22 protein-coding genes and 1 pseudogene are annotated in these 21,455 nt (G+C 60.7%); all 23 read right to left on the reverse strand.

Translation table 11 applies throughout. From position 1 onward, the window contains the following. Nucleotides 1-328: 328 nt before the first annotated feature. The 23 genes and pseudogenes from WT24_RS13995 to WT24_RS14085 all read right to left on the reverse strand — a co-directional run bounded on the left by WT24_RS13995 (nt 329) and on the right by WT24_RS14085 (nt 21,410). Entirely contained in the window at nt 329-646 is a 318-nt protein-coding gene (locus WT24_RS13995; protein ID WP_060034097.1) for a hypothetical protein, read from the reverse strand. 166 nt (nt 647-812) lie between these two features. Beyond that, on the reverse strand, nt 813-2,354 hold the full coding sequence (locus tag WT24_RS14000; protein WP_060034100.1) for an IS66 family transposase: 1,542 nt from the start codon (nt 2,352-2,354) through the stop codon (nt 813-815). Between the two features lie 51 nt (nt 2,355-2,405). Continuing rightward, nucleotides 2,406-2,753 (reverse strand): IS66 family insertion sequence element accessory protein TnpB, encoded by a 348-nt coding sequence (tnpB, locus tag WT24_RS14005; protein WP_082742167.1) that lies wholly within the window; start codon nt 2,751-2,753, stop codon nt 2,406-2,408. Further along, a complete protein-coding gene (locus tag WT24_RS34335; protein WP_156441794.1) occupies nt 2,750-3,025 on the reverse strand; it encodes a hypothetical protein in 276 nt (91 codons plus the stop codon). Before WT24_RS34335 ends, tnpB (WT24_RS14005) begins: the two co-directional genes overlap by 4 nt. Nucleotides 3,026-3,370: 345 nt before the next feature. Continuing rightward, on the reverse strand, nt 3,371-3,898 hold the full coding sequence (locus WT24_RS14010) for a phenolic acid decarboxylase (protein WP_060034103.1): 528 nt from the start codon (nt 3,896-3,898) through the stop codon (nt 3,371-3,373). Between the two features lie 96 nt (nt 3,899-3,994). Continuing rightward, nucleotides 3,995-4,348 carry an IS66 family insertion sequence element accessory protein TnpB gene (tnpB, locus tag WT24_RS32725; RefSeq protein WP_082742168.1) on the reverse strand — a complete coding sequence of 118 codons (354 nt, stop codon included), beginning with the start codon at nt 4,346-4,348 and terminating at the stop codon, nt 3,995-3,997. Continuing rightward, nucleotides 4,345-4,617, reverse strand: a complete 273-nt coding sequence (locus WT24_RS32730) for a hypothetical protein (protein ID WP_179949345.1) — start codon at nt 4,615-4,617, stop codon at nt 4,345-4,347. Before WT24_RS32730 ends, tnpB (WT24_RS32725) begins: the two co-directional genes overlap by 4 nt. Before the next feature lie 74 nt (nt 4,618-4,691). Then, nucleotides 4,692-5,816, reverse strand: a complete 1,125-nt coding sequence (locus WT24_RS14020; RefSeq protein ID WP_060034110.1) for a porin — start codon at nt 5,814-5,816, stop codon at nt 4,692-4,694. A gap of 249 nt (nt 5,817-6,065) precedes the next feature. Next, complete coding sequence (locus tag WT24_RS14025) at nt 6,066-6,950, reverse strand: alpha/beta fold hydrolase (RefSeq protein ID WP_060034113.1); 885 nt, start codon at nt 6,948-6,950, stop codon at nt 6,066-6,068. Nucleotides 6,951-7,028: 78 nt separating this feature from the next. Next, a complete protein-coding gene (locus WT24_RS14030; RefSeq protein WP_060034117.1) occupies nt 7,029-7,802 on the reverse strand; it encodes an SDR family NAD(P)-dependent oxidoreductase in 774 nt (257 codons plus the stop codon). A gap of 510 nt (nt 7,803-8,312) precedes the next feature. Then, the gene (locus WT24_RS14035; protein WP_060034120.1) at nt 8,313-9,017 is read right to left on the reverse strand and encodes a response regulator transcription factor; all 705 of its coding nucleotides are present in this window, start codon (nt 9,015-9,017) and stop codon (nt 8,313-8,315) included. Nucleotides 9,018-9,264: 247 nt separating this feature from the next. Next, on the reverse strand, nt 9,265-10,197 hold the full coding sequence (locus WT24_RS14040; protein WP_060034276.1) for a LysR family transcriptional regulator: 933 nt from the start codon (nt 10,195-10,197) through the stop codon (nt 9,265-9,267). 586 nt (nt 10,198-10,783) lie between these two features. Next, nucleotides 10,784-11,956, reverse strand: coding sequence for a Gfo/Idh/MocA family protein (locus WT24_RS14045; RefSeq protein WP_306453346.1), 1,173 nt, complete (start codon nt 11,954-11,956; stop codon nt 10,784-10,786). Then, nucleotides 11,877-12,842 carry a Gfo/Idh/MocA family protein gene (locus WT24_RS14050; RefSeq protein WP_060034126.1) on the reverse strand — a complete coding sequence of 322 codons (966 nt, stop codon included), beginning with the start codon at nt 12,840-12,842 and terminating at the stop codon, nt 11,877-11,879. Before WT24_RS14050 ends, WT24_RS14045 begins: the two co-directional genes overlap by 80 nt. A gap of 42 nt (nt 12,843-12,884) precedes the next feature. Further along, the gene (locus WT24_RS35760) at nt 12,885-13,184 is read right to left on the reverse strand and encodes a Gfo/Idh/MocA family oxidoreductase (protein ID WP_373557231.1); all 300 of its coding nucleotides are present in this window, start codon (nt 13,182-13,184) and stop codon (nt 12,885-12,887) included. Continuing rightward, nucleotides 13,174-13,884: pseudogene (locus WT24_RS35765) on the reverse strand (Gfo/Idh/MocA family oxidoreductase); the annotation flags it as partial. The gene WT24_RS35760 and the pseudogene WT24_RS35765, both read right to left, overlap by 11 nt. A 49-nt stretch (nt 13,885-13,933) precedes the next feature. Further along, nucleotides 13,934-15,097: a Gfo/Idh/MocA family protein gene (locus WT24_RS14055; RefSeq protein WP_218921569.1), complete on the reverse strand. Its 1,164-nt coding sequence runs from the start codon at nt 15,095-15,097 to the stop codon at nt 13,934-13,936. Nucleotides 15,098-15,125: 28 nt separating this feature from the next. Beyond that, complete coding sequence (locus WT24_RS14060) at nt 15,126-16,292, reverse strand: Gfo/Idh/MocA family protein (protein WP_048985716.1); 1,167 nt, start codon at nt 16,290-16,292, stop codon at nt 15,126-15,128. A gap of 166 nt (nt 16,293-16,458) precedes the next feature. Next, nucleotides 16,459-18,171 (reverse strand): biotin carboxylase N-terminal domain-containing protein, encoded by a 1,713-nt coding sequence (locus WT24_RS14065; RefSeq protein ID WP_060034129.1) that lies wholly within the window; start codon nt 18,169-18,171, stop codon nt 16,459-16,461. Then, nucleotides 18,168-19,766 carry an urea amidolyase family protein gene (locus tag WT24_RS14070; protein ID WP_060034131.1) on the reverse strand — a complete coding sequence of 533 codons (1,599 nt, stop codon included), beginning with the start codon at nt 19,764-19,766 and terminating at the stop codon, nt 18,168-18,170. The genes WT24_RS14065 and WT24_RS14070 overlap by 4 nt, the downstream gene beginning before the upstream one ends. Then, on the reverse strand, nt 19,759-20,544 hold the full coding sequence (locus tag WT24_RS14075) for a LamB/YcsF family protein (RefSeq protein ID WP_060034133.1): 786 nt from the start codon (nt 20,542-20,544) through the stop codon (nt 19,759-19,761). The genes WT24_RS14070 and WT24_RS14075 overlap by 8 nt, the downstream gene beginning before the upstream one ends. 65 nt (nt 20,545-20,609) lie before the next feature. Further along, a complete protein-coding gene (locus WT24_RS14080; RefSeq protein ID WP_060034135.1) occupies nt 20,610-20,906 on the reverse strand; it encodes a putative quinol monooxygenase in 297 nt (98 codons plus the stop codon). A gap of 54 nt (nt 20,907-20,960) precedes the next feature. Next, entirely contained in the window at nt 20,961-21,410 is a 450-nt protein-coding gene (locus tag WT24_RS14085; protein ID WP_060034139.1) for an OsmC family protein, read from the reverse strand. Nucleotides 21,411-21,455: the final 45 nt, after the last annotated feature.

A 21,455-nucleotide genomic window follows, 5' to 3' on the forward strand; every position in this document is an offset into this window, starting at 1 on the left:
ATCCGCGACGGTGTCGAAGTGTGGAACTGCAGTGCGCGTTACGCCGCTGCCCACTTTGACATTCAGTCGATTTAGGAAATTCCATCGGTGAGCCAGCTCGTTCAAATTGCACCAGGTGTCGTGTTCTCGTCCGACGTCCTGAGTGCCGAGTAGGCGCGCAAGCATTGCAGGGACGACGGCAATGCGGAGCGACGCGCGAATGCTCTATCCGAGATCCCAAGTGGCGCGCCGGCGGCGGAATGCGGCCACGCCGATCGCGCGAGCGCACCGGGCCAAATGTCGTTGTTGTAGAGCGCCGCGGATGGCGGCCACCAGGAACTGCACGTACTCATTGTTCGATCGGCTGCTCGATCTCGCCGCATTCGCCGAAAAGGTCCCGCTGCCCCGGCAGTGGCGTCGGCGGCCGACCCGCGGCGCGCGGCCGCATATGCCCTGCTCGCTTCAACGCGCGCGTGATAGCCTGCAACTGCTCCCACAGATGATCGGCGTCGGCGCTCGACAACGTGTCGGCCGCCACCTCTAGCGCGCTGACAAGCGTCTCGAGCTGCGCCGTAGCGCAAGCAAGTACCGGACGCGCCTGCGTGCGTTGGCTTTCCCGATAGACCGCGAGCCAGCGTGAGAGCGCTTTGCGCTCGTCGCGGGTCATCGCGTCTAGTATCGCGGAAGGAACCGGTTCATTGGCACGAAACGTTCCGATCACCTGTTCGCGTCGGCGCCCCTAGCGGACGACTCCTTTGATGGATCGCCGCGCAGCACCGTAAGCACTCGATCAACACCGTAGCGTAGGTCGACGACGACGGGGAGTCGCGATGCTATCGGATGGGCTCGACGTGAGCAGTAGACGGCAGCGACAGAGCCACGTTCCACGGCAGCAGTTCGTCGATGCGGTTGATCGGATGGTCCGCAATGCGCTCGAGCACGTAGGCGAGATACGCCTCGGGATCGAGGCCGTTCAGGCGTGCCGTGCCGAGCAGGCTATACATCGCGGCGGCACGTTCGCCACCGGAGTCGGCGCCGGCGAACAAGTAATTCCGTCTGCCGAGGGCGACGCCGCGCAGTGCTCGCTCGGCGATCAGGTTGTCGATTTCCGCACGCCCGTCGCTGCAGTAGTAGATGAGCGCCGGCCGGCGATTCAGCGCGTACTGAATCGCCTTGGTCGTGTCGGATTTTGCAGAGAGCGTGGCGAGCATTGCTTCGAACCAGCGTTTCATGTCGTCGAGCAGCGGTACCGCTCGCGCCTGGCGCCCACTGTGTCGCTCATCAGGTGGTTTGACGCGGATCTGCTCCTCGATCTTGTAGAGCGCGCCGATCCGGTGCAGCGCTTCCTCCGTTACCGCATTGGGACGGACGGCATGTAGATCATGGATCTTTCGGCGAGCGTGGGCCATGCAGGAAGCTTCCTGGATGGTGCCGCCGCGATACAGGTCGGCATAGCCGGCAAACGCATCGGCCTGCAGCACGCCGGCGAAGTCTGCAAGATGCTGCTGGGTATGCTCGCCCCGTCGATCGGGCGTGTAGGCGGACCAGACCGCCGCCGGCTCTTTGGAGGCACTCGGCCGGTCATTACGCACGTAGACCCGCAGACGTCCTGTCTTTGTGCGACCGTTGCCGGGCGCCAGCAATGGCAACGGCGTGTCGTCAGCATGAATCTTGCCGCCGGCCAGCGCGTAGCGGCGCACGGTGTCGACCAGCGGTGCGAGCAACGCTGTGATGCTTCCCATCCAATACCCCATCGTATCCGGATCAATCTCCACGCCGTCGCGCGCGTACATGACTGCCTGGCGATACAGCGGGATGTGGTACGCGAACTTCGACACGGCGATGTGCGCGAGCAGCGCTGGGCCCGGGATGCCACGATCGATCGGGCGGCTCGGTGCCGCGGCCTGCACGATGCGATCGCAGCATGCGCAGGCCAGCTTCGGACGGCGATGGCGAATCACGCGGAAGTGCGCCGGGACGTAATCGAGCTGTCCCGCGCCGTCTTCGCCCAGCGGTTTGAGTTGCCCGCCGCAATCGGGGCAGTCATCATTGGCGAGCAGATGGATGCGCTCTTCGCGCTCAAGGTGATCGGGCAACGCGACACCTTTGCGACTCGGCTGTTTAACTGCAGCAGCCGTGGCCATATCGGCCGAGCCTTCATCGGCCTGCAGGTCTTCCAGCCACAATTCAAGCTGCTCGATCTGGCGATCCAGCTGCTCCGATTTTCGGCCGAACTGCATCCGGCGCAGCTCGGCAATCGTCAGCTTCAGATGTTCGATCTCGGTCGCACGCGACGAGAGCTGCTCGCGCAAGCTGGCGACCATCACCTTCAGCGCTTCAATGTCGTCGGGGAGATCGGTGGGAGCAGCGGACATGCGGTGAGCTTACACGACGCCACCCACAAGCTCTCCACGCGTAATGAACGTTCACAATGCGCTTCGCGGGCGTACCGCATCGATCGGCTGCCGCCAATCGAAACCTTCGAGCAAGAGCGCGAGCGCGAGCTGAGCGGTCGTCAGCGCAACAACACCGGCATCGGCGCGCGGCCACGCGAAACGTCCTTTCTCGAGGCGCTTCGAGAGCAGGCACAGGCGACCGTCGCACCACCACAAGCACTTCAGCAAGTCGCCGCGCTTACCCCGGAACACGAACACGTGCACGCTGTAGGGATCCTTCTCCAGCACGGTTTGTACCTTCGCGGCCAACGAGTTGAAGCCGGAACGCATGTCCGTGACGCTCGTCGCGATCCAGATTTGCGTGTTCGGCGGGATCACTTCAGACAGTCTCGCAAATACTGTTCGGCGAACTCCTGAGACACACTGCGGATACGAATACGTCGTTTGCCGACCTCGATCTCGATTTCACAGCCCGGCGGCATCGCCGGGGGCGCCGACACGTCTGGCGTTTGCGGCAGAGCGTGATGTGAGATGTCTTTCGCAGGCAGATCGACCACATTAACCGGTGGCAGCGCGATGTTTGGTACAGACGGTGCACGTTGCGTATTGGGTAAGCTTCTTCGCCACTGCGCGACCATATTGGCGTTCAAGCCGTGCGCACGCGCTACCTCGGCAATCGAACGATTCGGGTCGTTCGCTTAGCCAGCAACCGCCTCCCGAAACTCCTTCGTGTAGTTACTCGATCCCGTTTGTCTTCCATGCACCACTGGCTTCATCAATCTGATTCCCATTACATCTGATGGGAATCAGATTGCCGGTGCCGTGCCCTCATGAACAGACGGTACGTGTCGAGCGCTTACGATCCGCGTGTGCGGCCAGGTGCGCGCATTTTCGCAATCCGTGCGTCGAAACACTGGCGCTCAAGGCTCGACGTGCCTTGATCCAAGACATAAATCGACTTCGAAGGACAGAGGCTCAACGTAGAAACCCCAACGTCAGTTTGTCCGATCGAGATAGTCGCTGGGCAGTTGCCCTGGGGCCTTGGCGATCACATCGTCATTGTCTGGCCCGCATTGCTTCATCCATGTGATGTTTGCAAACTCAGATACGATGACGTAAGGGTAGGCTGGTCCATCGTCGCGAAAGCGATGCATGTCCTCGATAAATTCGTTTTGGAAGCAGATTGTCTTTTCCGGGGACTGTCCTTCTCCGCCGATCCATTGCGGGAAAAATATGGTGCCGTGGATTAATCGCCGTTCGATGTCGAAGTAGAGGCTCACACACGTGCCGGTCGGTTCGTGCCAGTCGGCCTTGTATGTACCAGAAGCAAGTTTCGTCAGCGTCATTGGCTGATGAGTTACCCACCGCCCCCCGACGAGGCCATGATGAATCCGGTAGTCACACGTTAGTTCGTTGCGAGCGTACCACTCATACTTCCATCCGTTTGCATAAGTGTAGATGAAGTGCAGACCGACAAATGGTGAAAGATTTTGTATTTTATCGTTATCCGATGGGGATGTCATAAGCGTCCTTGCGCGTGTTCCGATGTGAAATAAATGAATTAATTGTCGTGCCGAATGCGGGAAACATGGCACTTGGAGCGACAATCTCGCAGGCAATCATCTTGCACTGTGGCGTTCTCTCGGATTTCTGACGTCATATCCGAAAGTGTGAACAGAGGCCAGTCTAGCATCTAGCTGGATTCCGGGGAAATAAGACAAATCCGAAAATACGCTCGATATCCCAGCGATCCTTTCATGTGTTCGTCCCAAGTACAGGTTCATGCCTTCGCCGCTCGGCCATAAAATTTTGATGAGGTCACCGCGACGCTCGCGAAACAGGAAGATATGCCCCGAGAAGGGATCACGACCGAGCGCTGACTGCAGCAGCGCGGCAAGTCCATCCATGCCACGGCGCATATCGGAAAGGCCCGTTGCCAGCCATACGCGGGTACAGTCTGGCGGCGCAATCATGCTGGCATCAGGCAGCGCAGCACGAGGCGCAACTGCATGAGGTCGACCTTGCCCGTGACGCGTACACGGGCACCGTTCAGTTCGATCTCGATGTCCGACTCTGCCGGTACGCTCTCACGATGTGGCTCGACAGGCTGTAGAGCGAGCGAAGTCGGTTTTGCGGTCTCGCCGGACGGTGCATCAGGTAGCGCTACGGGCAGCAACACCGCTGTGCTGTTCGCCGCCCCTTCAAACAGGCCCGCCCGCAGTTGCCGGCGCCACTTGAACACGGAGCGACGCGGCGCCGCGGAACTCACGAAGGAATCGCCCTCGTATCGGTCCGCGGCGCCTCATACAGATTGCTTCAGAACTTGTGCCGCAGGCCGACGGCTACAATTTCCTGAGTACCTTTGCCCGCCGCAATTCCGTACGACCCGATGGAAGCTTCGGCGGCGCCTTGCCCGTTCTGCCCGCCTGCATGCTGATACCCTGCGAGCGCATAGACGTCGGTGCGCTTGCTCAAGCTGTAGTCGGCCCCGATATTCACCTGGTGGTACTTGGCAGACGAATCCCCCAGTGCGCGCGTGTAGTTGTAGCCGGCGATCAGCAGGAACGCAGGCGTCACCTGATACTGGGCAAAGACTGAACCGTTGTGATACTTCTCCGACCCCGTGAACGTCGATGCCGAATCGGCCGAATACTGGGCATAGCCATACGCCGCGCCCACCGTGAACGGACCCGCAACATAATTGGCACCGATCCGGGCGATATTGATCGACCGGGCAGACGCATAAGCCGCATTTACCGGCGAATTAAACAGCGAGTCGGACGAGGAGGTGCCGCGATTGCCCAACGTTGCGTTGCCGTTGTCGATGTGGAGAACGCCGCCGCCGACGCTGAACGACGTGCTTTGATAGCCAACTGCTGCGCTCCACGTCTGCCCCGACCCCGTGGATCCAACGACGCCGCCGAGCGCATACATGACCTCGGCCGAAACACCGCCCCACGACGGACTCACCCATTTCACGGCGTTGTTGAATCGAGCACTCGAGTCGTAATTGTCGACGTCACCCGGCGTAGCGAACCAGCCGCTGTAGACATCAGCGGTCAACTGCTGTTCGAGATCGGTCAAGGGATCGTACTGACGACCGAGCGTGAGGGTGCCGTACTGGCTCGAAATTCCCACGAATGCTTGTCGGCTAAACAACTTGCCCGGTGTCGCAAGCGCGCCGTTCGTGCCATCAAAGCCGCTCTCTACTGTAAAGATGGCCGAGAGGCCGCCGCCCAGATCCTCCGTTCCCTTCAATCCCCACAGGGAAGCCGAAAGATTGCTAGGCAACATCCTCACTTGCGAACTCTGCCCGCCGCTGTTGTGTACATAGCCCACACCCGTGTCTACGATCCCGTAGAGCGTTACGGAACTTTGAGCCTTTGCTTGCGAGAACGCTACGATGCTCAGTGCGGCGACTGCAATGACTTTCTTTTTCATTCCCCCCCCAAAAATCACCAAAGTTGATTTCACTAGGAATACTTATTAAACGAACTATCGAATTGCTTTGATACCTGCCGTTTCCGTGTAAAGATCAGCAATCTCTCATCGAGCGGAGTGCAGTGCCGGCGACGCACTGACATCGCTCGGCAGCATGCGACGCGCGCTCCATACCCGTTGGAACTGGGCGACGGATTTCTCCAGACGCTGACTGGATCGTAAGAAGCGGCGCCTGCCTATCCGCTCGTACTAGCCGAAGAAACTCTCGAGTTCCTTTGCAAGCGCGTCCGGTGCCTCTTCCGGGATGTAGTGTCCGGACGCGACCATCGTGCCGCGAACGTCCGCCGCGACCTGCTGCAGCTGCGGGACCAGGTCGGGCATTGATCCCTGATCTGCACGGACCGCGAGAACCGGCATCTTGAGCTTGCCCTTCGCGCTCAATTCGCGATTCTGCTCGGCAGACACCGAGATAGCACGGTAGTAAGCGAGGCCACCTTTCAGGCCATTCGTCAGGAACACGCGATGGTATTCCTCGAAGTCCGCTTGGGAGAACACCTGCGGATTTGCTGCCTTCCGTTGCAAATACCACTCGAGATAGATGTGCTCGCGGCCGGCCAAGAGCGCTTCAGGAAGATCCGGGATGTTGTGGAATGCGACATGCCACGTGCGCCACGCAACGTCGGAAGCCCACGGCAGCGTATCCGGAAGACTGATGCCCGGGATACCCGTGTCGAGGATCGCGAGGCCGGTGACCTTGTCGCCATTCATCGCCGCATAGGGATAACCGACCCATCCACCGATGTCGTGCACGACAAGTGCATGTCGATCGACACCGAGTTTCTCGACCAAGCCACGAAGGAGCTTGGCGGCCTTGGCCGTGTCGAGCGTACCCGCGGGACGGTCTGAGTCACCTTGCCCGGGAAGATCCGGAGCAATAACACGGTACCGATGCCCAAGAAGAGGCAAAACCTTGCGCCACGCATACCAGCTTTGAGGGAACCCGCAAATCAGAACCAGCACGTCGCCGTCCGCCTTGCCGCCGCTCACATAATGCATCCGCACGCCATCAACCGTCTGAAAGCCTCGCTTGAAACCTTCGATGCCGGTCTCCGGCCATTCACGATTCGAAAACATTCAAAAGCTCCTGTTGTTCCACCGACATGTGCAGGCTCGGGCACCTGCGCCGCGTCACGCGTGTAGCCAAACGCCCGCTCAGAAGGGATCCCGGGCAGCAGCAAGCCAGCCGCCGTCCATCACGTATTCGCTGCCATGCACGAAGTCGGCATCGTCGCCGCCCAGATACGCGGCGAGCTTGGCAATTTCTTCCGGCTGACACCAGCGGCGGGCCGGGAATTTCTGAAGCGCCGCCTCCATATCAGGCGAATTCGCCGTCGTGTGCTCCGACATCGCCAGCGGGGTTGCAGTTGCGCCCGGGCAAATCGTATTGACGCGAATGCCGCGCGCGCCGTATTCGAACGTGAGTTGTCGAGTCAGACCGATCACACCGTGTTTAGACGCCGTGTAGGCAGTCCCGCCGCCAGCAGCACTGAAGCCCGAGGTGGACGACGTGTTCACGATCGCCCCTTTGCCTTGCTTCAGCATCTGCGGAATGACCGCTCGGGCCATCAGGAACGGTCCCGTGAGGTTAACGGCGATGACGCGGTCCCACTCTTCGACGCTCACCTCGTGAGCCGTCGCGTGTCCATCCAGAATGCCGGCGTTATTACACAGAAGATCGATGTGCTCCCAACGCTCGATCACCGCCTTGACAGCGGCCTCGACGCTACGCGGGTCGCTGACGTCCACGTAATGTGCGTACGCCATCGACGGATTCGCCAACGCCTCGACGGTGGCAACGGCATTCTTGAGATTGATATCGAGTGCAGCTACGTTCGCCCCTCTCGAAACGAACTCGCGAACCATTGCTCGCCCCATGCCGGAACCGGCACCGGTTACGACAACCACGCGCCCGGAATAATCATTCACTGAAACGTCTCCTTGACTTCACTTTGACCAGCACGAGCGCTGCTCATTGAGCCGGCGAATCGTGCGCTTTCTGCTTCCAGGATTCGCGTGCATGCATCGTCTTGCGCCAATTAGACGAGGTCCAATTGTGATTCTCGATGCATGCAGATCACGAATTTCTATCAATTCGGCGAGCTGGACCGAATACGGTCCACAATCAACCGGTACTCGGCAAACATCCGTCGCGTATCTGATGTTAATTCGTTATACGAATTGACAGCCGGACACCGCTCAAGCCGTGTGTAACGCGCACCGTCCTCAAGGTTGAAGATCGTAATCAAGGAAGTGAGCTGTTACGCTACGCAACAAGCGTGAACCAATGCGAGCGTTACGACCGTCTGGATGATGTTCGGCGGCCTTGAAACCATTGTATGTATGGCCAAGACGCCGTTCGTCCATCCAAAGGATGAGAAAAATTTCCATTGATGCCACCGACGGCGAGGGCGAACGCACCGCCCCGGTGCATTCAGGCTATTTCGTTGTCGGTGTGCCCAGGTCGGCGGAGAATGCCGCAAGCTGGGTTCGGTTCTCGATGCCCAGCTTGCCCAGGATTCGAATGACGTGCGACTTGACCGTGGCAAGCTCGATACCCAGCGTCTCGGCGATATCCTTGTTGGACAGGCCGGCGGTCATCAGGGATGCGACTGCGAGCTCCCGCTCCGTCAGGAAATACTCGTTTCGCAGCGCGTAGTCTGCCTGGACCTTCTTGACGGATGCAAGCATCGAGAAGCTGTGCTGCATATAGTCGTACATCTGTCCGAAGGGTTCGGGAGTCGAGAACGGGCTATCGCCTTGCTTCTTGATGACGGAGAGGCATGCTAGTGGCGTATCTCCCGCCCAGAATAGGAACCCGACTTCGTCCACGAGCCCGTACTTCCGCTGGTAATCCGACCAACTGGAGTGCTGGTCGTCGCGCTTTGCCCCTTTGAGGGTCACTACGGTCGCACGCTGCTTGATCAGACGATAGACGTTCAGCGGATCGGCCGAGGCGAATACAGTGTAATAGTCCTTGATGGTCTCTTCGGGCCATCCCATCTGGGTGTGCGGCAATAGCTGGTCGTGCGAATCGAGCCATGTGAACACGGCAGCCGAACAATTGAGCATCGACCGTGCAAAGTTAACGGTCTGAAGAGCGAACTCCTGGGATTCCCTGAATTTGCTGACTTCGACTAACATCACCAATTCTCTTTGCCAGTAGGGGTGAGCGCGAGCGCCGATCGCTCGAAATCAGGGGCACGAAACCGAAAGCCTCAAAGCGAGAGCATGAAGTCCACACCAGATTAGCATCTGATACCTAATGAGACAGGGTAACGCAACGCGCCGCCGGATCATATTAGGGAAGTCATATACCCGCCGGCGACCATATTCCGAAAGTGAATCGGTACACCCCCACTGCCCGAACGACCGCAATCGGGATGATCAGTCACGCGGCCCGGATCAGTGTCTCCGGTTTTCCTCGGCAGTATGTGGCGCACACGTCCCGGACCGCGTCGGCTGCCGCTGCGACGGCCGGCGATGCATTGACCGGCATGCACAACGACACGTCGATCGACGGCGGCTGCGGCTCCAGTGCGAGCTCAGCGATTCGCCCGTTCTCCAGTTCGTCATGCACGAACAGGTGCGGGACTGCCCCGACACCGTATCCATCACGCACCAATTGCACGATCGCAGCGACCGAAGAGGCACAGGTTATGCGTATCGCCTCGTTCGGGATGCCGGCTCCACCGGCCAGGGTTCGGACGATGCGTTCCACCGCCAGGTGCGACGTCGTGCCCCTTCCGAATGTCAGTATCGGCCGCGCCAGGGCGAGGCCAACCGGATCCACGTCCGAACCGGAAAGCAGGTCCCGGCTGACAATCCATCGAACCGGATAGCTTGCGATCCTGCTCGACGTGACCTTGTCGCTGCCAACGACCTCTGCGCAGACAACCATGTCGAGCTCGTCCTGCAGGATTTTCTTGTTCAGCGCAGGGCTCGAATCTACGGTCAGCTCGACCACCAAGCCCGGGACGCGCTCCCTCAACTGCGTCACATACAAGGAAAGCCAGCTGTGAACGATCGTGTCTATCACGCCGAAGCGAATCGGTCCGCGTAACGCGAGATCGAGACCGGCTGCCTTCTTGAGCGCACTGGTCGCGTCGACCACATTCGTCGCCAGCATCAACAAGCTCTGCCCAGACAGGGTGAGACGAAAATCCTCCGCCGTTCGATCGACGAGCTCGGTCCCCAATTCGCCTTCCAACGCCTTGATACGTGTAGATATCGTCGCGGGCGAAGTATGAAGAAGACGCGCCGTAGCCCGGAAGCTGCCTTGTTGCGCGAGCGTCACGAACGTCTCCAGGAAGCGTGTATTCATTGCCTCACCATCGAGGATGCAGGTTTCCGTCCCGCCATACGCCACTGAACACCTGCCTGCGCCCGTCGATCTTCTCGAGTCAACACGGCGAATACAGCGCATTCGCGTTGAACATCGATACGTCCGTCTCTGCTTGTCAGGAAAATGTTGACAGCCGTGTGCAGAATTTCTCGTTGGCTCAAGATCATTTCCGATCCTATTATTTATTCGCTTTCTTTACAACGTAGAGTGCGAAAGCAATTCGGCAAACCGCGAATCTCGAATCGACGGATATATCTGGACCCTCGCCCCATGACGCCACGAAAAGTTCTCGGCACCGCCCTTCACAACGCTGCCCCAATAACCCGCACGAGCCACCGAAACGTATCCGCCACGGACCAGCGAAACGTCTCTCCGTACACCGCCCTTCTGCGTGAACCGATGTCTTCCATCGCGGCGAATGTTCCCGATCGGCCCGATCTCCGGACGGTATCGATCCTCGGCTACAACTAATCTCGCGCCACGGATCTGGATCCGCGACAGGAATTCGAGACTCGCCTAGCGAGCCTCGGACAGTGTGTCGCGCAAGTTCTCCCGACCTGAACGCCTACAACAGCAGCCGCTTCTCCGTTCTCGGTACGGCGCGCACATCATCGAGCGTCAGGTTTCGGCGGCTAAAACGCGTCGGTTCGACTGATACCACCGTTCCCGTGCGAGCAGACGCCTCGATCGCCAACAAGGCCCTCAGGTCGGCCAGGCCCTCTTCGACACTCGACGCAGGTTTGCTGCGTTTCTGAATGCATTCGGAAAAATGCTGAATTAACCCGCCGAAGTGATCACAGTGCCGGAAATGCATCGTCTCCGAAGCATCCTTCGTGTTAAGTACCATTCGCGTCGGCGTTTCGAACCTGAAACCGGGCTCCATGGTCAGGTCCCCTTCGGTTCCCAGCACCCTGTACATATCGATCGACGCCGTGCCAAAACTGCAATAGAACTGCGCGATTCGATCGCGAGGGAAACGCAACGTGACAGCAATAGCGTCGTCGATGTCCGAGAAGCGCGGATCTCCGGGCCGGCGCGTCGTGATCGCCGACGCATCGACGGGTTCGTCGGAGAACACGTGCCGCGCTGCGTTGACGCAGTAAATCCCGATATCTTGAAGCGGACCGCCCCAGTTCTTGCTGTCCAGCCTGTGGTTGCGCGTCGCGGACTGAAATCCGAACATTCCGCTGAAGTATTTCGGATCGCCGATGCGACCTTCCCGGATCGCTTCCAGTGCCGCGATCGTTCCTGCCTCATGATGCAGGCGGTAACAGGTGCTCAACAACACACCGGCCTCGGCTGCCGCCCCAATCATCGCCTCGGCATCCGCGACGCTCGTCGCCATCGGCTTCTCGACCAATACGTGCTTTCCGGCTCGTGCCGCGCGAATCGCATAATCGGCGTGGAGCGGATTGGGTACGGCGATATAGACCGCATCGACTACATCGCTGTTCAACATCCGGTCGTAGTCGTCGTACCCGACGATCGTGTCGACACCGTGGAATCTCGCGAGCTTCCGCGCGCCGTCAGGATTTCCGGAGACCAACGCGCCGATCGCCGAATTTCCTGTCTGCGCAACAGCCGGCATGAACGCCTCTTGTGATATCCATCCAGCGCCTACAACAGCGTATCTGATCATGTTTGCCTCTATGCGTTGCTCAAGAACCGTAAACGACCGGGACGACGCTCCGCTCGCGCAGAGATTGACGCGCCGCATCCAGCACGATGGCTGCATCATATGCGTCGTCGAGCGTCGACAACGGGGTCGTACCTTTCGCAACGCACTCGTTCACGAAGTAGCTTTCGACCTGAAGAAAGCTGTCCCAGTAGGTCGCGTCATCCCAGAACGGAAGTCTCGCGTCGCCAAATTTCGTGACATCCCACGGGATCACGCCGCTTCCGTCGGTTCCGATGATCTTGAAATAGACGGACCAGGGATCTCGGCTGCGATCATCGGCCGAAAAACTTCCCCACAGATTCGCGATCGTTCCGTTCGGATACTCCGCGGTGATCATCAGTTGATCGTCGGCATTCGGATCGTCGAAGTGCACATTGGAACCAGTCGCGAACACCGACGACGGGCGACCGGTGAAATACAGCATGCAGTACGCGTGATGCACCATCAGCTCTCGCATCGTCAGATCCGGCGCGCCGATCGATGCGTCATGTCGCTTGTTGTAGATCGCCCAGAAATTGACGATCCTTCCCAGTTTCCCGGAAGCAACATGCGCACGCAGTCGCCGCATGCTCTCTGCATAGACATAATTGTGGGAAGGCATGCAGATTCTCGATTGCGAACGTGCAATCTCCGCAAGCTCGCGAATCTGCGTCGCTTGCTCGCTCAACGGCTTCTCGAGCAATACGTGTTTGCCTGCCAGTAGCGCACGCTTGGCCATGTCGAAGTGCGACGCGGTATTCGTGCACACGACAACCGCATCGACCGCGTTGTCGCCCAGCAGTTCGTCAACGGTTTCGTATGCGCGTCCACCGAGCCTGTCGACGAATTCCCGCGCCTTCCTGTAAGTGCGACTCCAGCCGCCGCAAAACAACTGCGGATCCATTTCCGCGAGAGCCGTCACGTGCAACTCTGCCACGTTGCCGAGGCCGACGATGCCGATCTTCATGGGAGCACCCGATATGTGTGAAATGGTGACCGGCCGGTTTTCTCATGCCGGTCGCGTCGAGCAACCGGCGATGTCTACGGGCTGCCTGCGATGCCACGAAAGCGTGGCCGCATCTGCGATCAACTGGGCCTTCAAGCCATCGCCGGCATCCGTTCGCGGCAGTTTTCCTGCCGACACGGTGTCGACGAAGTAACGCATTTCGGCGAGATAGGCAGCGCCGAAGCGCTCGAGAAAGAACGGTTGCCCGACTGGCGACTTCCGTGGCACGTTGCACCTGAGACTCGTGAATGTTCTTGACGCGCAGTATGCCGCGCGATCCGTGGACCTCGATTCGCTGGTCATAGCCGTAGGTCGAGCGGCGCGAATTCGAGATCTGGCAGATGCGCCTCGACTTCGTCGTCAGGATCACTGCGGCCGTATCCACGTCGCCAACCTCCGCAATGGACGGCTCGACCAGCATCCATCCGGTTGCAAACACCCGCACCGGATCTTCGCGCAACAGGAATCGCGCGAGGTCGAAATCGTGAATCATCATGTCGCGAAAGAGGCCACCGGATGTCTTCAGATACGACAGCGTCGGCGGTGCCAGATCGCGAGATGTGATTGCGACCGTCTCGACATCGCCGATCTCGCCCTCGTGTACGCGGCGCGCCAACTCGCCGAAGTGCGGATCGAACCGCTGGTTGAACGCCGTCATGAAGGGCACACCGACATTCTCGACGGCTTCCATGCATGCCCTTACCCTGGCCGACGACAGGTCGATGGGCTTCTCGCAAAAAATGGCCTTTCGTGCAGCCACTGCCGCGTGAATCAGATCGAAATGGGTCGATGACGGTGTCGCGATCACAACCGAATCGATATCCTTCCCTTCGAGAATTTCCGACGCGTTACGTACTTCAACCCCGATCCGGTCGGCACAAAAGCTGGCAGCGCGCTCGTCGACGTCTGCAACCGCGACAAGCGTTGCCGACGGAATCTGCTTGATACCGAGGGAATGAACCTGACCAATGCGCCCACATCGGAGAATGCCGATCCTGATCATCTTTTCTCCCGAGTCGCACACACCTCTGCACTTCCGTGGATCGGCGTGACTACGCGTACATCGTCGGACAGTAGCGTTCGCCCGAAAACGTCACCGACGTTCCGCGCTCCATCGCAGCGACGATCTGCTCTGCGACGGACGTCGTTACATATCCATCCCAAGCATTTGCGCCACCGCTTGACGTGCCTGCTCTGATCGATCGGACCCACTCGTTGAGCTGCTTTACATAGGCAGGTCTGAATCGATCGATCCAGTTACCTGCGTAGGCCGTCATGCCGTAGCCGCCGGCATTCCTGCCAACGACTCCGGTTGACGCGGTCTCGACCGTCCCGGTTCGCCCGACAACCTGTACGTGTACGTGGTAGCCATACCTGCAATTCATGAACACCTCGGACGACACGATAACGTCACCGGCCATCTCCATCACGACGGTCAGGGGGTCACCGTTTCCGGCGCTGTAGACGCGTGCAGAAACAGGTTCGGAATCTAGCAGCCAGCGGCTTGCATCGATTTCGTGAACGAACGCATTGGTGATGGACATCGGACCGTTGAACCAGTCCGGCGCGACCGGATTGCGGTGGACGTTGTGCACGACAACCGGCGCACCGATCTCGCCGTCTCCGATCGCGCGCTTCATCTCGATGTACGGTCGGTCGAAACGACGCATGTAGCCCACCTGGACCAGCCTGCGGCCCTTCGCGAGTTCCGCGTCGACGACCGCGAGCGCCCCGGCTGCCGTACCGGCCAGCGGCTTTTCGCACAGCACCGGCTTGTCGGCCTCGATGCACTGCAGTACCAGGTCACCGTGCAGCGGGTCAGGTGCGGCAACGAGCACGGCGTTGACATGCTCGGCGCGAATCAGCGCTCGCGGGTCCGTATAGACTTTCGCGCCTCCGGCTACGGTACGTGCGCGCCCTTCGTCCACATCGCAGACCGCGACCAGCTCCGCACCCGACGTCTCTTCACTCAGAATGCGCACATGCTCCGATCCCATTACGCCGACACCGATCACTCCGATTGCCAAAGTCATCTTCTGCCTCCGATCTATTGACATGCTGTCGTTCGGATACGGCCGGGCGGCCGCATCCGGATCCTTCTCCGCTTGCCGCCGACGACGGTGATGCTTGAACGTCGGCGGCAAACGAGGAGGCGCTCGTCGAATCCGTTGCCGACGAGCCGCACCACCGATTTGCCACTCATCGAGGAAGCTCATCGTCTCCTCACGACTTCAGGCGGCCGTGTTATCCGCGAGCCGGCTGCTGGATGTGTTCCCACACGCCGCTTTGCCCCGACACGAGGATCGCATCCGCGATGCGCTCGATCTGGACACCGTCCTCGAAGTTCGGCGCGGCAGGCTGGTTCCCGGCGATGGCCTGCAGGAAGTTGTACCACTCGATCGACTTGATATCGATGTAGCCCTGCCCCATCCCGGCAACCGGCCACAGCTTGTCGCCGAACGGTTGATGCGGGCCCGAGTAGATCGTGCGGAAGCCGAACGCGTCCGACGGATCGTCCGCGAACGCCACACGCAGTTCGTTCAGGCGCTGATAGTCGAACGCAATCGAGCCACGGGTACCGTGGATTTCGAAGCCGAGCTGGTTGTGATGGCCCCACGCATTGCGCGTCACTTCGATCGTTCCGCACACGCCGTTGCTGAACTTGATCATCGTCATGGCCATGTCGTCGACGTCAACCTTGCCCTTTTCCGACGACGCCTGACCCGCCGGGCCGAAGAAACGGCCAGCCGGCAGCGGCCGCTCGGCGATGAAGGTCTTGACGATTGAGTTCACCGATTCGAACTCGCCGACGAGCAAGCGCGCCGCATCGATGACGTGCGTGCCGATATCGCCGAGAGTGCCCGAGCCGGCCTTCTCCTTGTTGAAGCGCCACGACAGCGGCGTGCTCGGATCCGCGCCCCAATCCTGCAGGTAGTAGCCGCGGAACGTCAGGATCTCGCCGATACGCCCTTCGTCGATCAACCGCTTGGCCATCTGCAGCGCCGGCGTGTGGCGATAGTTGTACGAGATCATCGTGACCACACCCGTTTCCTTCGCGGCCGCATGCATGGCTTCCGCGTCGGCTACCGTCATGGCCATCGGCTTCTCGCACATCACGTGCTTGCCCGCCTTCGCGGCGGCGATCGCGATCGCCGCGTGCGTGTCGTTCGGCGTGCAGATGTCGACGATGTCGATATCCGGGCGCGACACGACTTCGCGCCAGTCCGTCGCATGTTCGGCGAACCCGTATTGCGCAGCCGCATTGCGTGCGAGTTCGTCGTCGATGTCGACCACGACCTTGCGTTCGATTTCCACCGGCGAGCCGAACAGGATCGGCACCACGGCAGTAGCGATGGAGTGGGCCTTGCCCATGAAGCCAGTGCCCACCAGAGCGACATTCAGTTTTTTCACGGTTTTCCTCCAATATGGCTGTCGTACTCGTGACGCACTCAGCCGATTCCTTGACGCTTCCGGCATCAATTTGGTTTCTCTCCATTCACTCAGGATTCCGAATGACATGGAATGAATCTTCTATATCTTGATAATTCACGCTCGATTCAATGTCTCTTTTCGCTCCTTACTCGATAACCGCGATCTTTTCGCCCGCCGTCACCGGAAGTCCGGCTGCACCCTGGATCCGGATTCGCCCGCACTTCGGTGCGACAACACGCATCTCCATCTTCATCGCTTCCATGATGGCGACGGCATCGCCCTCCGCTACAGTCGCCCCTTCTTCCACCAGCCATTTCTGCAGCGTACCGGGAACCGGTGCGGTCACGATGTCGGCACCCGTTTCCGCCTTCACCGCGTCGTCGAATGCGCGCGGGGCACCGACGTTTGCAAACAGAGACGCGGGCAAGCCGATCGTGTGACGCTTTCCGTCGATTTCGATGAAGCTCTGCAGCAAGCCTCCGTCAGCCGGCACGACGCGTCCGGAAGGCTCGACCCCGCCGAACTCCGTTTCGATCCAGTTGGTATGAACCTTGAAGCCATCGTCGCCGGCGAAGCGCTTGTCCTCGAGCATCGCCCGATGGAAAGGCAACACCGATGCCACGCCTCCGATATCGAATTCGGCGAGCGCGCGACGGGCGCGCGCGAGAGCTTGTTGGCGCGTATCGCCGGTAATGATCAGCTTGGCCATCAGCGAATCGTACAGCCCAGGAATCTGCGAGCCGGATTCGACACCGGAGTCGAGCCGCACCCCGGGCCCCGCGGGCGGGCGAAAGCGCGTGATCGCGCCCGGTGTCGGCAGGAAGCCTCGGCCCGGATCCTCCGCGTTGATACGGAATTCGATCGCATGACCGCGGGGCTCCGGCGTCGCCGTAATCGACACAGGAAAACCATCCGCGATGCGCAGTTGTTCGATCACGATGTCGACACCGGTGGTTTCCTCCGTCACCGGATGCTCGACCTGCAACCGCGTGTTCACCTCGAGAAACGAGATGACCCCGTCTTGAGAAAGCAGAAACTCAACCGTGCCCGCGCCCGTATAGCCGGCCTCGGCACATATCCTTCGCGCCGCGTCGTGAATGCGCGCGCGCTGCTCGTCCGTGATGAAAGGCGCGGGCGCCTCTTCCACGAGCTTCTGGTTTCGGCGCTGCAGCGAACAGTCTCGCGTGCCGAGCACGACGGTGTTGCCGTGATGGTCAGCCATGATCTGCGCCTCGATATGGCGCGGACGGTCGAGAAACTGCTCGGCGTAGCAGTCGCCTCGGCCGAACGCCTCCGTCGCCTCACGGACGGCCGAATCGAACATTTCCGCGACGTCTTCGATGCGTCGGACGATCTTCATGCCGCGGCCGCCGCCTCCGAACGCGGCCTTGATTGCCAGCGGCAAGCCCACTTCTCGCGCGAAGGCCACCGCGTCCGACGCACTGTTCAACGGCCCGTCGGATCCCCTGACCAACGGCGCGCCGACCTTCGATGCGATACGCCGGGCCTGCACCTTGTCGCCGAGCGCGTTGATGACCTTCGGCGACGGGCCGACCCAGATCAGCCCGGCATCGATGACCGCCTGGGCGAACTCCGCACGCTCGGACAGGAAGCCGTAACCCGGGTGGACCGCATCGGCACCGGCGCGACGTGCGATCGCCAGAATCTTCGAGATGTCGAGATAGGTCTCCGCCGGGCGACCCGCACCCAGCCCGTACGCTTCGTCGGCCAGTTCGGCATGCAGCGAACCGGCGTCCGCGTCCGAGTAGATTGCGACCGATGTCACGTTGTAGTCGCGCGCGGCGCGAATGACGCGAATGGCGATTTCGCCGCGATTGGCGATGAGCAGCTTTTTCATCGAACGAGTTCCTTCACTTGCGGATCGAATGCGAATATCGGGTTGAATCGGATGCGGGCGCCGATCGGAATCTGCCCGAGCATGCCGAGATGATGGGCCGCGACGACGGCAATAACCGGGTACCCGCCGGTGACGGGGTGATCGGTCAGGAACACCACCGGCTGGCCACTGTGCGGCACCTGAATCGATCCGAACAACGTGCCTTCCGACGGTAGCTCCGCGTCGTCGCGCCGCGCCAGCGCCAGCTCGCCCGACAATCGCATGCCGACGCGACTCGACTCGGGCGTGACGCGCCATTCCTGCGACAGAAACCGTGCAACGCCTTCGTCGGTGAACCAGTCGGTGCGCGGCCCCGGGACGACGTCGATATCGACTACGTCGCCTTCGCGCGGAAGCGGCCGCGCGGCCGGCAGTTCCGGCTCGACGAACGTAGCGGCCTCGTCGGCCGGGACCAGGACATCACCGCGAATGACCGGCGCCGGGCCGATCCTCGAAAGCGTATCGGTCGACGCAGACCCCAACGTGCGCTCGACGATGAACCCGCCACGCAGTGCAACGTAGCTCCGCATGCCGCGGGCGGGAATATCGAGCGTGACTTCCTCGCCCGCATCGACGGCAAAAGGACGCGAGTGAGGAATCACCGTCACGCGGCCATTCGCATCGCGAACCGAAATCGGGCACAGCGCCCCCGTCACTGCGAGGGTCACCGGGCGATCGGGCACCAGCGAAAGGCCGCCGAACATCACTTCGAGCGCGGCGCGACTGCCGGGATTGCCGACACAGGCGTTCGCGAGCCGCAGCGCGGCGCTGTCTACGGCGCCGCACACGGAGACACCCTGGTCGGCCTGTCTGGGCCGCCCGAGGTCCTGATACAGCACGGGGCGATCCGCACGCGTCACCAGAATGCCGGTGCCCGAAACCTGGCGCGCCGCCGTCTGCGCCGGCCGCCCCGATACCGGAACGGCCGAACCTTTCCTCGCATCGCGGAAACGAACCCGATCGCCGGGTGCAAGCAAAGCCGCGCGTGGACGCGTCGCGTCCCACATGGGCACCTGCGTCGTGCCGAGAAGCTGCCATCCTCCGGGACAATCCGACGGATAGATCCCGCTAAATTTACCCGCGATCGCGACCGAGCCCGCCGGGATGCGCACGCGAGGCGTCCTGCGTCGGGGAACGTCGAATCCCGGATCGTCGGTGGTCATGTACGCGAACCCCGGTGCAAATCCGGTAAACGCGACCGAGTGGACCGCATCCAGATGTCGCTGGACGAGCTCGACCACGGACCATCCCAGCAGTTCGGCAACCTCGCCCAGATCCTCTCCGTCGTAGGAAACCGGGATATCGAACATGCTCCCGCCGCGCTCCCGGCGAACGGAAACGTCCAGCTGCCCGAGTCGCTCGATCAGTGCCGTGCGATCGATGACAGCCGGGTCGAAGCGAACCAGCACGGTGCGCGCGCCCGGAACGACTTCGTCGACGCCGTCCACTTCGCTCGCGAGCAGCCGGTCGAGAAGCGCCATCGTCGTTTCGAGACTCTCGAGTTCGACCAGCATGCCGGCAGTGCCGGCCGAAAGGATGCGCATCTGCTCAGACACGGTTCTCTCCCCTGCACGCGCCGGCAAATGGACGAAGCGTGACGCCACGCGCGGCGAGTTGCGTTTGCAGCACGCGAGCAGTTGCAACGGCCGACGGGTTGTCTCCGTGGATGCAGATCGACTGTGCGTCGATCGTGATGTCCGTGCCGTCGATCGCCGTCACGACACCTTCCTGCACGAACCGCAGCATGCGACGCGCAACGACGTCCGGATCGTGAATGACCGCCCCTTCCGCGCGGCGATTCACGAGGCTGCCATCCACGTTGTACGCGCGGTCGGCAAATGCCTCGCCGACGACGGCAAGGCCGGCTTCACGCGCTTGATCCGCAACAGGTGCGCCAGCGAGCACCATCAGCACGAGCGTCGGATCGAGCGCCAGAATCGCGTCGATGACAGCCGCCGCCTGATAGGTATCGTGCGCGATCGTGTTGTACAGCGCGCCGTGAGGCTTCACGTAGCGAATCGACGTGCCCGCGGCTTTTGCAAGCCCCTGGAGCGCACCGATCTGATAGATCACGTCGCCCTTCAGTTCTGCATGGGATGGCTGCATGTTGCGACGCCCGAAGCCCACCAGATCGCGATAACCGACGTGCGCGCCGACGGCGACGCCGCGCCGTGCCGCTTCATGCAGCACGGTATAGATCCCCGCCGGATCGCCGGCATGAAAACCGCAGGCAACATTCGCGCTCGTCACGATGTCGAGCATCGCCGCATCGTCGCCCATCCGCCAGGCGCCGAAGCTCTCACCGAGATCGCAGTTCAAATCAATACTTACCATGACGCTGCCCACAGGATTTCTTCAGTGCACGAACACGCGATACCGCTCGGGCGTTCGTGCTCGATTCACGCGATTTTCCGGAACTTGCTGAGCGAGACGGATTCGATCCATTGCCCCGCCCGTGCGCCGAACGCCTTCGCGAACTCGGTATTCGAATGGGTGTCGAGGGCGGCTTCGTCTTCCCAGATTTCATAAAAGACGAACTGCCCCGGCGTGTCGGCCGATTCGTGAAGATCGTATTGAATGAACCCCGGCTCCGTCCTTGCGTACGGCACCAGCTCCTTCAACGCTTCGCGCAACACGTCTTCGCTACCGGATCGGGCAACGACGGTTGCGACCACGACCAGACCTTCCTTCTTCATCTCACATTCCTCATTACGTTTGTTGATCGGCTGGCAATCGATCCCGGTCCAAACTCAGCCGAGATCGATTTCTACTTTCGACTTGATCGAATTGGCGATGAAGCACCCTTTGTGGGCTCGGTGATGCAGCCGCTCGAGTTGCGCTTGGTTCGGCTGCTTTTCGGAGGCGAAGGTCACGCGGGGCCTCAGCACGATCTCTGATACCCAGTGAAACCCGTCCGCGCTTTTCTCGACTTTCCCCACTGCATCGTCGGAGTACGAGGCGACCGCATACCCGCTTCCTTCGCAGAGCGCGAGGAAGTACAGCATGTGGCAACTCGCGAGCGCGTTGACGAGCAACTGCTCCGGGTCGGCCAGACGTTCGCTCCCGAGATAGTCGGGAGCCGCGGATACAGGGATCGTCACCGTCGGGCTGATGATCGCCCGGTGGTCCCTGCTATAGGTCCCTTCCCGCTCGTGGTGCTGCTCGATAGTCCATTCCAGTCGGACGCCATGCTCGGACATCGGTGTCTCCCGGCGAGCTTCCCCGCCAATCGGTCAATTTCCATT

The organism is Burkholderia sp. MSMB1078WGS, from assembly GCF_001528895.1.
Lineage (GTDB): Bacteria > Pseudomonadota > Gammaproteobacteria > Burkholderiales > Burkholderiaceae > Burkholderia.